This window comes from Cryobacterium sp. M91, from assembly GCF_002929615.1.
GTDB classification, from domain to species: domain Bacteria; phylum Actinomycetota; class Actinomycetes; order Actinomycetales; family Microbacteriaceae; genus Cryobacterium; species Cryobacterium levicorallinum.
This window is the reverse complement of record NZ_PJJT01000082.1, coordinates 24,226-39,431: the sequence shown is the minus strand read 5'-3', so window position 1 is coordinate 39,431 and position 15,206 is coordinate 24,226. Positions and strand designations below refer to the sequence as shown.

The following is a 15,206-nucleotide window of genomic DNA, read 5'->3' as shown; positions in this document are numbered from 1 at the left end:
GGAGGCAGACATGACGAGGGACGCAATACCCCAGCCGCTTATGCGCGTCACGAAACCACGCCTTTACGAACAGCTCGTGGCCCAGCTTCTCGCCTACATCGAGTCCGCCCACCTCGGCCCCGGTGACCTGTTACCCGCCGAACGCGATCTCGCGGAACGGCTCGGTGTCTCCCGCGCCACCCTCGCCCAGGCCCTCGTGGCCCTGGAAGTGCTCGGTGTCATCGACGTTCAACACGGCACCGGCGCCGTTCTCGTCCACCGTCCGAGCATCGCAACGGTGATCAGTGGGCTCCGCGAACATCGCAACCGGCTCCCCGAGATCGTGGAAGCCCGCAGCACCCTCGAGGTAAAACTCGCCGAGCTCGCCGCGGAACGCCGAACGGATGCCGACCTGCTCGCGATCGAGGATGCGCTCCGAGTCATGGCCGAGGAAATCGCCGTCGGTGACCGCGGGTCGCACGGCGACGAGCTCTTCCACCAAGCCGTCACGACGGCTGCGCACTCCCCCGTGCTCGCCCAGCTGATGGCATTCATCGCCGAGATGATCCTCGAAACGCGGCTCGAGTCACTCGCCCAGCCGGGACGACCCGAGCAGTCCCTGGCGTCGCACCGAGCGATCACGGCGGCCATCCGCTCGCAGGATGCCGACGAGGCCGCGGCGAAGATGCTCGCACACATCGAACTCGTCTCGGACGTCGCGCTGCTGAAGTAGCGGCCTGGGGCTCAGCGCCGCGGTCGCAGTTGCCCGAAGTCGGTCGCATCCGTCCAGCGCGGCCCGTGGCCGATCAACGTGACGGTGCGCGGTTCGTCGAGGTCGTGATCCAGATCGATAACGGATACCGCGGCATCCGCTTCGCTGATGGCGTCAGACCGGCCCTGCGGTCGCTCGATTTCAATGTCGAGCCAGGACTCGGTGATGCCGTCGAGCAGGCCGCGACCCCATTCAACGACCACGATGGAGTGGGCGAAGTCGATGTCGAGGTCGTCGAGCTCCATGGCGCTGTTAAGGCGGTAGGCGTCGACGTGCACGAACGGTGGGCCACCAACCAGGCTCGGATGCGTGCGCGCGAGCACGAAGGTCGGGCTGGTGACGGCGCCACGCACCTGCAGCCCCTCGCCGACGCCGCGGGTGAGGGTGGTCTTGCCCGCGCCGAGCGGCCCGGTGAGCACGATCAGGTCGCCGGCCCGCAGCGTGGCCGCGAGTCCGATACCGAAGCGGTGCATCGCGGCGGCATCGGGGATGGTTCGCCGCAGTTCAGACCGACCCGACTCAGCCATGGATGTGCAGCCGGGGCACCCGGTGTCCGATGCGGGTGACGATCTCGTAGTTGATCGTGCCGGCCGCGTCGGCCCAGTCGGTCGCGCTCGGCGCTCCCGTGGCCGGGTCTCCGAACAGCACGACGGTATCGCCCACGGCGACGCCTGGATTGTCGGCTCCGAGATTGACCACGAACTGGTCCATCGCGACACGACCGACCAGCGGGTAGGTCGCGCCGTGAATCTGCACGAGCGCACTGCCGGAGGCCTGCCGCGGAATTCCGTCGGCGTAGCCGAGCGGCACGAGCACGAGCGTGGAGTCTTCCGGCGCCCGCCAGAGATAGTCGTAGGAGACGCCGGCGCCCGCGGCCACCCGGCGCACCTGGGCGACCCGGCCGCGCAGGGTCATGGCCGGCACCAGGCCGAGGTCGGCGCTGCTGGCATCATCAAACGGCGACAGCCCGTACAGGGTGATGCCCAGGCGAACCATCGAAAAGCGCGCGGCTGGCAGCCGCAGTGCGGCCGCGGAGGAGGCAAGGTGCACGAGGGTCGGGGCCAATCCGGCGGCACGCACTAAGGCGACACCGCGCTCGAAACACTCCAGCGCCTGCTGGTCGTCGGTGGCTGAGGTGTTGGAGAGGTGGCTCATCACGCCGTCAACGCGCAGCAGCCCCACCTGCTCGAGGGCCGCGGCCAGCGCGAATACCTCGGCCCAGTCGTTCTCGTGCACACCGTTTCGGCTCAGGCCGGTATCGAGTTTGAGATGAACGGATGCCGTCTGGCCGAGTTCCGCCGCTGCATCCGCTGCCCGTTGCAGTTGGCGTGCTGACGAGAGGCCGAGGGTGATGTCATCGTCGATGGCGGCGCTGAAATCGGCGCCTGGATCGTGCAGCCAGGCCAGGATCGGCGCGTCGATTCCGGCGTCACGCAACTGCAGGGCTTCGTCGATGTCGGCGACGCCGAGCCAGTCGGCGCCACCGGCGAGGGCGGCGCGGGCCACGGGCACGGCGCCGTGACCGTAGGCGTTGGCCTTGACCACGGCCATGGCGTGCGGGGTGCCGACCAGCGCACGCAGGTGCGCCATATTGCTTCGGATCGCGGCGAGGTTGATCACGGCCTCGCGAAACCCGCTCACGACTCGGCCACGACGAAGGCGCAGGCCACGCCGGCGTCGTGCGTCATGGTGACGTGCACGCGGCTGATGCCGCGATCTTTCACCGCTTGCAGGGCCGCCCCGCTGAGCTTGAATTCGGGGTTGCCGTGTGGGTCGTTCACGATTTCCATCTCCTGCCAGGTGGCCCCCGCACTGTCGCCGAGGGCCTTGATCAGAGCTTCCTTAGCGGCGAAACGCGCAGCGAGGGAATGTACCGGCAGACCGCGTTCGCTCTGGGCGAACAAGCGTGGTACCAGGCCCGGCGTGCGCGCGACCTGGCGGGTGAACCGCGCCAGGTCGACCACGTCGACCCCGATGCCCTTGATCACTGCGGACTATTCGACCGTGACGGATTTGGCGAGGTTGCGCGGCTGGTCCACGTCGAGGCCCTTGGCGATGGCGAGCTCCATGGCGAAAATTTGCAGCGGCACCACGGCCAGCAGCGGTTCGAACAGTGGAGCTGCGAGCGGAATGCGGATGACGGTGTCGGCAAACGGCAGCACGGCGGCGTCGCCGACCTCGGCGATGGCGATGACGCGGGCACCGCGGGCGCGGATCTCCTGAATGTTGGAGACGACCTTGGGGTGCAGGTGTGCCGAGCCGCGCGGGCTCGGCACCACGACGAACACCGGCTGACCGGGTTCGATCAGCGCGATCGGACCGTGCTTGAGCTCACCGGCAGCGAAGCCCTCGGCATGGATGTAGGCGAGCTCCTTAAGCTTGAGTGCTCCCTCGAGCGCGATCGGAAAACCAACGTGACGGCCGAGGAACAACACGGCGCGGGTGTCGCTCATCCAGCGGGCCAGCTGACGCACCTCGTCTTCGACCTGCAGAACGGTCTCGATTTTCGCCGGGATGGCCTGCAGTTCGGCGACCTGCGCGGCCTGCTCGGCCTCGGTGAGACTGCCGCGCACCCGGGCCAGGTGCAGCGCAAACAGGTAGAGCGCCGTGATCTGCGCGACGAAAGCCTTGGTCGACGCGACCGCGACCTCGGGGCCGGCGTGGGTGTAGATGACGGCATCACTCTCGCGCGGGATGGTCGCGCCCTGCGTGTTGCAGATCGAGATCGCCTTGGCACCGAGCGACATGGCGTACTTGACGGCCATGAGCGTGTCCATGGTTTCGCCGGACTGGCTGATCGACACGACCAGGGTGTCGTCGCTGAGCACCGGGTCGCGGTAACGGAACTCGTGGCTAAGCTCGACGTCGACGGGCACCTGCGCCCACTTTTCAATGGCGTATTTGGCGACCTGGCCAGCGTAGGCGGCGGTTCCGCAGGCGATGATGACGATCCGACGGATGCCGGCGAGCACGTCATCGCCGAATGCGCTCAGTTCGGGTACGACCACGTGGCCGTCGGCGATGCGGCCGCGCAGGGTGTTGGCGACGGCGTCCGGCTGCTCGGAGACCTCCTTGGCCATGAAGCTGGACCAGCCGCCCTTCTCCGACGCCGAGGCGTCCCAGGCGACATCGAATTCCTCGGTCTCGACCGGGTGACCATCGAAATCGGTGACGGTGACGGCATCCGCTGTGATGGTGACGATCTGGTCCTGGCCGATGGCGACGGCGCGACGGGTGTATTCCACGAAAGCGGCCACGTCGGAGCCGAGAAAGTTCTCGCCGTCGCCGAGCCCGATGACGAGCGGCGAGTTGCGGCGGGCGCCGACGACGACGCCGGGCTGGTCCTGGTGCACGGCCAGCAGCGTGAAGGCGCCGTCGAGGCGGGCAACGACGGTGCGAAAAGCCTCGGCCAGGTCGCCGACGCGCTGGTATTCGCGTCCGAGCAGCACAGCGGCCACTTCGGTGTCGGTTTCACTCAGTAAGGTGAAGCCCTCGGCGAGCAGTTCGTCACGCAGCGGGGCGAAGTTCTCGATGATGCCGTTGTGAATGAGGGCGAGCTTGTTATTGTCGCCGAGGTGCGGGTGCGCGTTTTCGTCGTTGGGGCCGCCGTGCGTGGCCCAGCGGGTGTGACCGATGCCGGTCGCGCCGTCGTTGATCGGGTGGGCTTTGAGCTCGTTGGTGAGGGCTACGAGCTTGCCGGCCTTCTTGGCCGTGTTGAGCACCCCGAACTCGTCAATCACGGCGATACCCGCGGAGTCGTACCCGCGATATTCGAGCCGTCCGAGCCCTCCCATGAGAACGTCAACGGTCTTGTTGCTTCCGACATAACCTACGATTCCGCACATAGAAGTCGATTTTAGCCGGACTAAGCTTGGTGGAATGTCCGATCTGGTGCTGGCCCCTGTAATGAACGGCCACGGTACCCCCTTCGTGGAACTCGACCGAGCCGACTGGGCGGCCCTCGCGCCGACCACCCTGCTGCCGCTCAAAGAGACCGAGATTGTGCAGTTGCGCGGCCTCGGTGAGCCGCTCGACATTAACGAGGTGACGGATGTCTACCTTCCGTTAAGCAGGCTGCTCAATCTGTACGCGGCGAACGCTCGCAAACTGCATCGGGCGACCAGCGGATTCCTCGGTCAGCGCGCCCGGCCCACTCCGTTTGTGATCGGTGTCGCCGGTTCAGTCGCCGTCGGCAAGTCGACCACCGCGCGGCTGCTGCGGGAGATGCTGGCCCGCTGGGACGACACTCCCCGGGTCGAGCTCGTCACGACGGACGGTTTTCTGTTTCCCAATGCGGAGTTGAACCGCCGGGGGCTGATGGAGCGCAAGGGATTCCCGGAGTCCTACGATCGACGCGCCCTGCTGCGCTTTGTGAGTGCCGTCAAGAGCGGCGCCCCCGAGGTGCGGTCGCCGTTCTACTCGCACCTGAGCTACGACATCGTGCCCGACGCGCAGATCGTTGTGCGCCAGCCGGACATCCTCATTGTCGAGGGGCTGAACGTTTTGCAGCCGCCCGGGCCGGGCCGCGGCCTGGCCGTGAGCGACCTGTTCGACTTCACGGTTTACGTGGATGCCCGCACCCAGGACATCGCCCGCTGGTACGAGGAACGCTTTCTCAAGCTGCAGCGCGGCGCGTTCGCGAACCCGAACTCGTTCTTTCACCGCTACGCCGCGCTCACCGAGGATGAGGCCCGTGCCAAGGCGCGCAGTATCTGGACCAGCATCAACGAGCCCAACCTGCTGCAGAACATCCGTCCCACCCGGTCGCGGGCGACACTCGTGCTGCGGAAGGACCCCACACACGCCGTCTCCAAGGTGCTCCTGCGCAAGGTCTGACCCGCGCTTCCGCGAGGTCCCCTGTGACCGGGCCCGGGCCCGGAAACGGGGCCCATGATAGAACATGGACCCAGTTCCCGAACCTGGGCCCGACGGGTGAAGCGTACGCAGGCGCGCCCGGTCCGTTCCCCGGCCGTCTCGACTCATGACAATGCGACCGGGCCCGGTCGGTAGGGCTAGAGGGCCAGACGGGACCGCACTACGTCGGCGAGGGAGTGCGCCAGGCGGTCGGCGGTCGGCTGGTCGGCGGCCTCCACCATGACCCGCACCATCGGTTCGGTGCCGGACGGGCGCAGCAGCACACGACCGGTGTCGCCGAGTTCGGTCTCCGCGGCCACGACAGCGTCAGAAATAACCTGATCGGCAGCGAGCCCCTTGAGGTTCACTCCACGCACGTTGACCAGAATCTGCGGGTAGACCGTCATAACGGATGCGAGTTCGGCGAGCGTTTTACCGGTGCGCGCCATTTCCGCCACGAGGTGCAGCCCGGTGAGAATACCATCGCCGGTCGTGGCGAACTCGGTCATGATCACGTGGCCGCTCTGCTCACCGCCGAGCGAATACCCGTGGGCGTTTAGCTCTTCGAGCACATACCGGTCACCGACCTTGGTCTGCACCATCGCGATGTCGTTGGCCGCCATCGCCTTGCGCAGACCGAGGTTGCTCATGACCGTGGCCACGAGCGTGCGGTCCTTGAGCACACCGCGCTCGGCCATCGACACGGCGAGGATCGCCATGATCTGGTCGCCGTCGACAATGTTGCCGTCGCGGTCCACTGCGAGGCAGCGGTCGGCGTCGCCGTCGTGGGCGATTCCGATGTCGGCACCGTGCTCGAGCACGGCGCGCGCCAGGTTGTCGAGGTGGGTCGACCCCACGCCATCGTTGATGTTGAGCCCGTCGGGGTCGGCGCCGATCACTGTGAGGCGAGCGCCGGCATCCGTGAACACCTGCGGCGAAACGCCAGCGGCAGCACCGTGGGCGCAGTCGAGCACGACATGAATGCCGTCGAGGCGGTGCGGCAGGGTGCCGAGCAGGTGCACGACGTAGCGGTCTTCGGCGTCGGCGAAACGACGGATGCGTCCAACGTCGCCGGCGATCGGCATCAGGGTGTCGCGTCCAATGTAGGACTCGATGCGGTCCTCGACGTCGTCGGGAAGTTTGGTTCCGCCAAAGGCGAAGATCTTGATGCCGTTGTCGGGCGCCGCGTTGTGTGAGGCAGAAATCATCACACCGAAGTCGGCACCGATGTCGTTGATCAAGAATGCGGCGGCGGGCGTCGGGATGACTCCGGCATCGAGCACGTCGACACCGCTGGAGGCCAGGCCGGCCGAAACGGCAGCCGTCAAGAATTCGCCGGAAATTCGCGGGTCGCGGGCGACCACAGCAACGGGGCGGCGGCCCTGTTCGAGGCGTGCTTGAGCACGACGACCCTTGGTCAGCACTGCGGCGCTGGCCTGGGCAAGGCTCAGGGCCAGGCCAGCCGTGAGATCACGGTTGGCCAGGCCCCGAACGCCGTCCGTGCCGAACAGACGAGTCATATCGTCGTCGGCAATCGGATTAGCGCTTGCTGAACTGAGGTGCCTTGCGGGCCTTCTTGAGTCCGGCCTTCTTACGCTCCTTGACTCGAGCGTCGCGGCTGAGGAAGCCGTTCTTCTTGAGGATGGCGCGGTTGTTCTCTTCGTCGATCAGGTTGAGGCAGCGGGCAATGCCGAGGCGAAGCGCGCCAGCCTGGCCGGACGGGCCACCACCGGTGATGCGCGCGATGACGTCGTACGAGCCGAGCAAGTCAAGAACCTTGAACGGGTCGTTGATCAGCTGCTGGTGCAGCTTGTTCGGGAAGTAGTCAGCGAACTCGCGGCCGTTGACAACGATCGTGCCGGAGCCGGGGACGATGCGCACGCGGGCGATGGCCTGCTTGCGACGGCCGACGGCTGCGCCGGGAACGTTGAGGACGGCGCGGGGCGCCTTGGTTACGGTTTCGGCCGGAGTCTCGGTGGAGTAGCTCTCCGGAGCCTGGTCAATCTGGTCTGCGATCTTCGCCACGATGATGGGAATCCTTTTTATCTAAGAGTCGAGAAGTCTGGTTGCCGGCGCTACTGCGCGACCTGGCTGAGGGTGTACGGCGTGGGCTGCTGAGCGGAGTGCGGGTGCTCGGAGCCGGCGTAAACCTTCAGGTGGGTGAGCTGGGTGCGACCGAGCGAGTTCTTCGGCAGCATGCCGCGAATCGCTTTTTCAACCGCACGGGTCGGGTGCTTCTCGAGCATCTCGGAGTAGTTCGTCGCCGTGAGGCCGCCCGGGTAACCCGAGTGGCGGTAAGCGATCTTCAGGTCGAGCTTCTTGCCGGTGAGGGCAACCTTCTCGGCGTTGATGATGATGACGAAGTCGCCACCGTCCATGTGCGGGGAGAAGGTGGCCTTGTGCTTGCCGCGCAGCAGGATTGCCGCGTGGCTGGCCAGACGTCCGAGGACGATATCGGTGGCATCGATGACTACCCAGTCGTGCTGGAGTTCGCTTGCCTTGGGGCTATAAGTGCGCGTCACTAGTGTGCTGCTTTCTTCTTTTTCGAACGGAGGTGTTCGTGAATCCCGCTCCGGGCGTGTTCTGTCAAGCAGAACACTGTCGATGGAGGGCTCACGTTCGGGCGCCGCGCTGCAACGCACAGACACCAAGGGTCAACAGTAGTCTCAGAGTGCTGCGGACGCAACTTCGACGGGGCCGGGCAGCGAACGCCGGTTGCGGGTGGCGACGGCGCGCAGCGCCAGTTCGGCGTCTTCCGGGTAGCCGACGTCGATCAAGGTCAGACCGTGCGCCTGCATCACCTTGAACTCGCTGATGCGGTGTTTGTCGAAGTGCAGGTGCGCGAGGGTGCTGCCGTCGAGCCGCCCCTCCCCCACGGCGACGCAGGCGCCGACCATGGCGCGCACCATGCTGTGGCAGAAGGCATCCGCTTTAATGGTGGCGATGATGAGGCCGTCGTCGTCGCGCCGCCAGCGAAAGTCCTGCACCGTGCGGATGGTCGTGGCACCGGGACGCGGCTTGCAATAGGCGGCGAAGTCGTGCAGGCCGACCAGGGTCGCCGCCGCCGCGTCCATTGCGGCGAGATCGAGTTTAAACGGATGCCACGTGGTGCGCAGTCGCTGCTGCGGGTCGTGCAGCGCGAGGGGGTCGGCGAGACGGTACTCGTAGCGGCGCCACATGGCCGAGAATCGGGCGTCGAAACCGCCGGGCACGACCGTGGCACGGCGCAGCACAATGTCCGGCTTGGTCACCAGGATGCCGCCGAGGCGGCGCAGCACGGCAGTGCCGAGGTCGACCGGCGGGCGGTTTCCGGTGCCGCGCTGAATGCGCACGAGGGAGTGTGCCTGCTCGGCGGTGAGGTCGAAGTGGGCGACCTGCCCGCGGGCGTGCACCCCGGCATCCGTTCGACCGGCGACGATCAGCGTGGGGTGCGGGGGGAAGCTCTGCAGGATGCCGGCGAGCCCGTTTTCGATGTCGGCCTGAACGGTGCGAAAGCCCGGCTGGCGGGCCCAGCCGGTGAAATCCGTGCCGTCGTAGGCAAGGTCAAGTCTGATGCGCGTGGACCCTGGCGCGGCATGGCCGGCGCGGGGTACGAAAAGATTCACGAGGGTAAGCCTAGGCGGCGCGTGCGGGTTATCGTTGAATCCGGCCCAGCGCATGACCCCCGTGTGCGTGGCATCCGAATGCTCGTCTTACCCATGACCCGCCCTGTCGCACCGTCTCCCATTGCCGGGAGGACTCCGTCGTCGACCGGCGCCGCCGTGTTCGAAGAACCCGTGATCGGGCCGCAAAACAGTCCGGCTCGGGCGGCCGCAGCGCCGCTCGTGCGCCGTGGCCGTCTAGCCGGTCTCGACGGCCTGCGCGCCCTCGCCGTGATCGCCGTCGTGGTCTACCATTTCTTTCCGGTGCTGCTGCCCGGAGGCTTCATCGGCGTCGACGTTTTCTTCGTGATCAGCGGTTTTCTAATCACGGGTCTGCTCGTCTCCGAGCACACCCGCACCGGGCGTATCTCGCTGCGCCGGTTTTGGCAGCGGCGGGCCCGGCGCCTGGTGCCGCCGCTGGTTCCGGTGATTCTGATCAGCTGCACCGTGGCATTTTTGATCGGCGGCGATGTTCTCGTCGGCCTCGGCGCTCAGCTGCTGGGGGCCACGACCTTCGGCTACAACTGGGTGTCGATCGCGACGGACAACAGCTACTTCAGCGTGAACGAGCCCGAGCTGCTGCGCAACCTCTGGTCGCTCGCCGTCGAGGAACAGTTCTACCTGGTCTGGCCGCTCATGCTGCTGGCCGTACTGCTCCTTCGCCGCCCGCGTCTGCGGCTGGCCATCGTCACCGCACTATTCGTCGCTTCCGCGATCTGGATGGGTGTGCTGTATCAGCCCGGCGCCGACCCGACCCGGGTCTACTACGGCTCGGACACGCACAGTTTCGGGCTGTTTGCCGGGGCGGCCCTCGCGCTGCTGCTGCGCCGTCCGAGCGGGCACCGCAACGAGCTGCCCCGGCTGCGGCCCTGGCTCGGCGCGGCCGCGGTCGGGGCGATCATCGCGTTCGCCATCTGGCTGCCTGAGGACGGCAGCGCAACCTACCGCGGCGGCCTGGTCGCGGTGAGCCTGGCCACAGCCGTCGCCATCTGGGCCGGTGTGCGTGGCGGCCGCTTCGGCCAGCTGCTCGACCGGGCGCCGCTGCGCTACGTCGGCGAACGATCCTACGGAATCTACCTGTGGCACTGGCCGCTGCTCGTCTTGGTGCAGCTGCTCTGGCCGACCGGCGGCCTGCTGCCGATCGGGCTGCTCGCCACGGCGATCACGCTGGCCTGCGCGGGCCTGTCGTACCGCTGGTTGGAGCAGCCGATCCGGCGGATCGGCCTGCGCGGCAGCATCCGTTTGATTGGCACGGTCATGACCGGCCCCGTGCAGCGACGCCGCCTGGTCGCGGCCGCCGCAGCCCTCTCGCTTCTGCTGGTCGGCGGCACCACGGCCGCCGTCCTGACCGCCCCCGCCCAGACCTCGGCGCAGTTGCGCATCGAACGCGGCCAACGGGCAGTGGATGCTGCGGCGCGCGCCGCCGCGCAGGCTGCGGCCGCCGAGGCGGCCCGCCAGGCCACGGTGACCCCGGTCCCAGCCGAGGGACTGATCACCGCCGTCGGTGACTCGGTCATGCTCGCCTCTGCGCCGGAATTGCAGGAGACCCTCACGGGCATCACGATCGATGCTTCGGTGTCACGCGGGATGTATTCCGCAGACGACATATTGCTGGCGCTCAAGGCTGCCGGCCAGTTGCATCCGGTGGTCGTGATCGGTCTCGGCACCAACGGCCCGATCACGGCGAGCGAGCTCGTGTCCATTCTGCGCATTCTCGGCCCGGACCGGCAGCTCGTGCTCGTGAACGCTTATGCCGACCGCGATTGGACCGACGGGGTCAATGCGACCCTGGCCGAGTTCGCAGCGGGCAATCGCCGGGTCGAGCTCGCCAACTGGCACGACACGATCGCCGGGCGCCTCGACCTGCTCGCCGGCGACCAGGTGCATCCGGGCCCGAGCGGCGGGCAGCTCTACGCCGACCAGGTGCTGGCGGCGCTGGAACGTCTGGCTGCGCTGCCGCCGCTGGCCGACATGAGCTGGCTGCTGCGTGACGCCGACGCGCCCACCGCGCCGCCGTACCGCTGACGCTTCAGAACTCGAGCACGTAGGCCAGCTCACGCTGGGTGGCGAAGAAGCCCATGCCCGTGTACAGGTCGAGCGCGCCGGTCGGACTCGCCGAGTCCACGTCGAGGGTGGCCCGCTCGTGCCCGGCGGTGCGGCTGGCGGCCAGCTGCGCGGCCAACAGGGCCTGCGCGATGTGGCGGCCGCGCCATCCGCTCAGCACACCGACCAGGCCGATGTAGCTGCTGCGGTAGCCGGCCGCTGCCCAGTCTTCTTCGTTGACGCTCGTCATGACGAAACCGACGACGTGCTCGGTGCCATCGGGTTCGGTTGCGAAGGCGACGAAGGAGAGGTCGTTCTGGAACGACGGCCCGGCGACGTACGCGTTCCAACTCTCGTCGGGAATGGGCTGGCTAGACCAGTGGTCCATGAAGGCGGCATTGCGCGCGGCGTGTACGGCGGCTGACAGCTCGGGTGTGTACCCGGCCAAGCGGATGCCCGCGCCCACCGTGACCTCGCGGATCGGGTCGGCGAGCATGCGGTCGAGGGTGAGAAAGTAGCGAGTGCAGGCCAAACCGAACCGTTCGTAGAGGCGCCCGTTCTGCGGGGCGCGCTCGTCGCAGAAGGTGGAGATCCAGCCGGGCAGCAGCTTGTCGGAGGTCGCGAGTTGCTGGTGGGCCCGGGCGACCTGCCAGCCCAGCAGCTCGCGCCCGATGCCCCGGTCGCGCATCTCGGGCAGCACCCCACCGCTCAGGTTGGACTTCACTAGGCTTTCTTGCCCGGGCTGCAGCACGACCAGGCCGTCGGCGACGACGTGACCGTCGGCGTCGAGAGCGACGAGCGTGTCGGTCGCCGGGTCGACGAACGAGAAGTCGAAGATCTCGGCGATCTGATCGCGCTCCAGCACATAGTTGGGGTGGTCGGCGCGGCCGATCGCCTTCTCCAGCTCCCAGATGGCGTCGATATCGGCGGGAGTCGCCGGGCGCCACAGCGCGACCTCGGCGTGCTCGGGAACGGGGAGCTGCGCGGGAGCGGTCACGCGCGTAGAGAGTGGAGTCGTGTGATCGGTCATGCTTCACCCTATCCGCCGCCCTGAACGGGGCCAGACTCAGAACTCGAGCGAGTACGCCATCTTCTTGTGGGTAGGCACGAAGCCCATTCCGGTGTACAGGCCAAGAGCGCCGGTGGGACTCGCGGAGTCGACCGCGAGGGTCACCCGCTCGTGGCCGAGCGCCTGCCCCGCGGCCAGCTGGGCAGCCAGGAGGGATTGCGCGATGTGGCGGCCGCGCCATCCGCTCAAGACGCCGACCAGGTCGATATAGCTGCCGGTGAACCCCTGGGTGGCCCAGACGTTCTCGTTCGCGGTCGAGAGCACGAAGCCGACAACCTGCTCGATGTTGGCGCGGTCTGTGCCGTAGGCCACGAACGACAGGTCGGGGCGAAACCATTTGCCGCCGACGAAGGCATTCCAGTTCTCATCGCTCATCGGCTGGCTGCCCCAGTGGTCCATGAATGCGTCGTCGCGGGCGGCGTGCACCTCGGCCGAGGCCTCGGTGGTGAACGCGGCGATACGGATGCCGTCGGCCGGGTCGATTGCCCGCGCCGGGGCATCCAGCGGTCGTTCCAGGGTGAGAAAATAGCGCGCCAGGCTGAGGCCAGCGTGCTCGAACAGGGCGGCGTTCTGCGGGGAACGTTCGTCGGCATAGGTCAGGATCCAGCCGGGCACAGTGCTGGCCGACGAGGCGAGCTGCTGCTTCGCTCGCGCGAGCTGCCAGTCCAGCAGCTGGCGTCCGATGCCGCGTCCGCGTAGCAGCGGGTGTACCCCGCCGATCGGCAGCGAGCGTGCGAGGGTCACCTGGCGTGGCGGGAACATGACCATGCCGACAGCGACAATGCGGCCGGTCTGGTTGAGACCCACCAGCGAATCGAGCTCAGGGTGAAAGTGCGAGTAGCCGAAGTCGGCGGCGATCGCGCCGCGGGCCGTGAGGTAGTTGGGGTGATCGACCTCGCCCATGGCCTGGCGCAGCTGCCAGATGCCGTCGATGTCGCTCTCGGTAGCCGCTCGCCACCCAGCGACGTCCGGGTGCGACGGAACCACCGGCGCCGGGGCATCCCCAACGCGTTCCGTCAACGATGTCTCGTAATCAACCATCCCCCCACCCTATCTTTCGTCGAGAGCGCAAAAAGTGCCCGATTGAGGCGTCCAATCGGGCACTTTTTGCGCTCTCGACGACCTGGTGGGCGCAAAAGGGGGGCCCACTTTCGTGGGCCCCCCTTCGGTGGTGGTGCTACTTCTTGTCGGCCTCGGGCGCAGCGTCTTCGACGGCTGCATCTTCGGCTACGACGGTCTCTTCGACGGCAGCGTCTTCGACGACTACGTCTTCAGTAACTACGTCTTCAGTAACTACGTCTTCGACAACGACGTTCTCGGACCCGACGGGGGTCGCGGCAACGGTCGCGGTCTTGGAACGCTTGACCTTGGGGGTCAGGGGCTCGAGAACGAGCTCCATCTGCACCATGGACGCGTTGTCACCCTTGCGGAAACCAAGCTTCGTGATGCGGGTGTAGCCGCCCTGACGCTCGTTGACCTGCGGGGCGATGACCGTGAACAGCTCGTGCACGACGGACTTGTCGGTGATCGTCGCGAGAACGCGACGACGGGCGTGCAGGTCGCCGCGCTTGGCGAACTGCACCATGCGCTCGGCGAGCGGACGCAGGCGCTTGGCACGGGTCTCGGTCGTCTTGATCGACTTGTGGGTGAACAGGGCCGCGGCCAGGTTCGCAAGCATGAGGCGCTCATGCGCCGGGCCGCCACCGAGACGGGGGCCCTTTGTGGGCTTAGGCATTGGTAATCTCCAGTATCAAAAAATCGAAAGGCAGCGGGAAGCCGAGCCTTAGTTGGTCTCTTCTTCGTAGCCGCTGTAGAAGTGCGCGCCGTCGAATCCGGGAACCGAATCCTTCAGTGACAGGCCGAGCTCAACGAGCTTGTCCTTCACTTCGTCAACCGACTTCTGCCCGAAGTTGCGGATGTTCATCAGCTGGGTCTCCGACAGGGCGACCAGTTCGCTGACGTTGTTGATGCCTTCGCGCTTGAGGCAGTTGTACGAGCGCACCGACAGGTCGAGGTCTTCGATCGGAATCGAAAGCTCGGTCGAGAGCACAGCGTCAACCGGCGCTGGGCCGATCTCGATGCCCTCGGCTGCGGTGTTGAGCTCGCGGGCCAGGCCGAACAGCTCGGTCAGGGTGCGACCAGAGGAGGCGATGGCGTCGCGCGGCGAGATGGCCGACTTGGTCTCCACGTCAACGACGAGGCGATCGAAGTCAGTGCGCTCTCCGGCACGAGTTGCCTCGACCCGATAAGTCACCTTGAGCACGGGCGAGTAGATCGAGTCGACCGGAATCTGGCCGGCTTCGGAGAACTCGTTGCGGTTCTGGGTGCTGGACACGTAACCACGGCCACGCTCAATGGTCAGTTCGAGTTCGAACTTCGCCTTGTCGTTGAGGGTTGCGATGACCAGTTCCGGGTTGTGCACCTCGACGCCGGCCGGAGCCGAAATGTCAGCGGCGGTAACCTGGCCGGCACCCTGCTTGCGCAGGTACGCGGTGATGGGCTCGTCGTGCTCGCTCGAGACGACGAGGCCCTTGATGTTCAGGATGATCTCGGTGACATCTTCCTTCACACCGGGGACGGTGCTGAACTCGTGCAGCACGCCATCGATACGGATGCTGGTTACAGCAGCGCCGGGAATCGAGGAGAGCAGAGTACGGCGAAGCGAGTTGCCGAGGGTGTAGCCGAAGCCAGGTTCGAGCGGCTCAATGATGAACCGTGAACGGAACTCCGAGATGTTCTCTTCGGTGAGCGTTGGACGCTGTGCAATAAGCACTGTTGATTCCTTTCGGCTAAGTGTCCGCTATATGACACTTGCAATGACGAGAGTGTGAAAAGTTGAAAGAAAAGA

At 66.7% G+C, this 15,206-nt stretch carries 15 protein-coding genes; 3 read left to right on the top strand and 12 right to left on the bottom strand.

Annotated features, from left to right (window positions below; translation table 11 throughout):
* The first annotated feature begins 10 nt into the window (after positions 1 to 10).
* On the top strand, positions 11 to 712 hold the full coding sequence (locus CXY80_RS08350; protein ID WP_104132220.1) for a FadR/GntR family transcriptional regulator: 702 nt from the start codon (positions 11 to 13) through the stop codon (positions 710 to 712).
* A gap of 11 nt (positions 713 to 723) precedes the next feature.
* On the opposite strand, the gene tsaE is transcribed toward CXY80_RS08350, so the two are convergent.
* Genes tsaE through glmS form a run of 4 tightly spaced genes read right to left on the bottom strand, consistent with a single transcriptional unit; the run spans position 724 to position 4,596 of the window.
* Positions 724 to 1,278: a tRNA (adenosine(37)-N6)-threonylcarbamoyltransferase complex ATPase subunit type 1 TsaE gene (gene tsaE, locus CXY80_RS08345; protein WP_104132219.1), complete on the bottom strand. Its 555-nt coding sequence runs from the start codon at positions 1,276 to 1,278 to the stop codon at positions 724 to 726.
* Positions 1,271 to 2,341, bottom strand: coding sequence for an alanine racemase (gene alr / locus CXY80_RS08340; RefSeq protein WP_104132264.1), 1,071 nt, complete (start codon positions 2,339 to 2,341; stop codon positions 1,271 to 1,273). Before alr ends, tsaE begins: the two co-directional genes overlap by 8 nt.
* A gap of 47 nt (positions 2,342 to 2,388) precedes the next feature.
* Entirely contained in the window at positions 2,389 to 2,739 is a 351-nt protein-coding gene (locus CXY80_RS08335) for a holo-ACP synthase (protein WP_092449506.1), read from the bottom strand.
* A gap of 6 nt (positions 2,740 to 2,745) precedes the next feature.
* Positions 2,746 to 4,596 carry a glutamine--fructose-6-phosphate transaminase (isomerizing) gene (gene glmS / locus CXY80_RS08330; protein ID WP_092449504.1) on the bottom strand — a complete coding sequence of 617 codons (1,851 nt, stop codon included), beginning with the start codon at positions 4,594 to 4,596 and terminating at the stop codon, positions 2,746 to 2,748.
* 34 nt (positions 4,597 to 4,630) lie between these two features.
* Here glmS and coaA point away from each other — a divergent pair, with 34 nt between their 5' ends.
* The gene (gene coaA, locus CXY80_RS08325) at positions 4,631 to 5,587 is read left to right on the top strand and encodes a type I pantothenate kinase (RefSeq protein WP_092449502.1); all 957 of its coding nucleotides are present in this window, start codon (positions 4,631 to 4,633) and stop codon (positions 5,585 to 5,587) included.
* Between the two features lie 176 nt (positions 5,588 to 5,763).
* Here coaA and glmM read toward each other — a convergent pair whose 3' ends face one another.
* From glmM to truA, 4 genes are all read right to left on the bottom strand, one after another.
* The gene (gene glmM / locus CXY80_RS08320; RefSeq protein WP_104132218.1) at positions 5,764 to 7,125 is read right to left on the bottom strand and encodes a phosphoglucosamine mutase; all 1,362 of its coding nucleotides are present in this window, start codon (positions 7,123 to 7,125) and stop codon (positions 5,764 to 5,766) included.
* Positions 7,126 to 7,144: 19 nt separating this feature from the next.
* A complete protein-coding gene (rpsI, locus tag CXY80_RS08315) occupies positions 7,145 to 7,630 on the bottom strand; it encodes a 30S ribosomal protein S9 (RefSeq protein WP_092107287.1) in 486 nt (161 codons plus the stop codon).
* Positions 7,631 to 7,680: 50 nt separating this feature from the next.
* Positions 7,681 to 8,127, bottom strand: coding sequence for a 50S ribosomal protein L13 (gene rplM / locus CXY80_RS08310; protein WP_092449498.1), 447 nt, complete (start codon positions 8,125 to 8,127; stop codon positions 7,681 to 7,683).
* 144 nt (positions 8,128 to 8,271) lie between these two features.
* Positions 8,272 to 9,210, bottom strand: coding sequence for a tRNA pseudouridine(38-40) synthase TruA (truA, locus tag CXY80_RS08305; protein ID WP_233195155.1), 939 nt, complete (start codon positions 9,208 to 9,210; stop codon positions 8,272 to 8,274).
* 93 nt (positions 9,211 to 9,303) lie between these two features.
* On the opposite strand from truA, the gene CXY80_RS08300 reads away from it, so the two are divergent.
* On the top strand, positions 9,304 to 11,271 hold the full coding sequence (locus tag CXY80_RS08300) for an acyltransferase family protein (protein WP_104132216.1): 1,968 nt from the start codon (positions 9,304 to 9,306) through the stop codon (positions 11,269 to 11,271).
* A 4-nt stretch (positions 11,272 to 11,275) separates the two neighbouring features.
* Here the strand turns inward: CXY80_RS08300 and CXY80_RS08295 are convergent, their stop codons facing one another.
* The 4 genes from CXY80_RS08295 to CXY80_RS08280 all read right to left on the bottom strand — a co-directional run bounded on the left by CXY80_RS08295 (position 11,276) and on the right by CXY80_RS08280 (position 15,131).
* On the bottom strand, positions 11,276 to 12,319 hold the full coding sequence (locus CXY80_RS08295) for a GNAT family N-acetyltransferase (protein ID WP_104132215.1): 1,044 nt from the start codon (positions 12,317 to 12,319) through the stop codon (positions 11,276 to 11,278).
* Positions 12,320 to 12,355: 36 nt separating this feature from the next.
* Positions 12,356 to 13,399, bottom strand: coding sequence for a GNAT family N-acetyltransferase (locus CXY80_RS08290; RefSeq protein ID WP_104132214.1), 1,044 nt, complete (start codon positions 13,397 to 13,399; stop codon positions 12,356 to 12,358).
* A gap of 136 nt (positions 13,400 to 13,535) precedes the next feature.
* Positions 13,536 to 14,093, bottom strand: coding sequence for a 50S ribosomal protein L17 (gene rplQ / locus CXY80_RS08285; RefSeq protein WP_092449490.1), 558 nt, complete (start codon positions 14,091 to 14,093; stop codon positions 13,536 to 13,538).
* A 48-nt stretch (positions 14,094 to 14,141) separates the two neighbouring features.
* On the bottom strand, positions 14,142 to 15,131 hold the full coding sequence (locus tag CXY80_RS08280; RefSeq protein ID WP_092339419.1) for a DNA-directed RNA polymerase subunit alpha: 990 nt from the start codon (positions 15,129 to 15,131) through the stop codon (positions 14,142 to 14,144).
* Between the last annotated feature and the right edge of the window lie 75 nt (positions 15,132 to 15,206).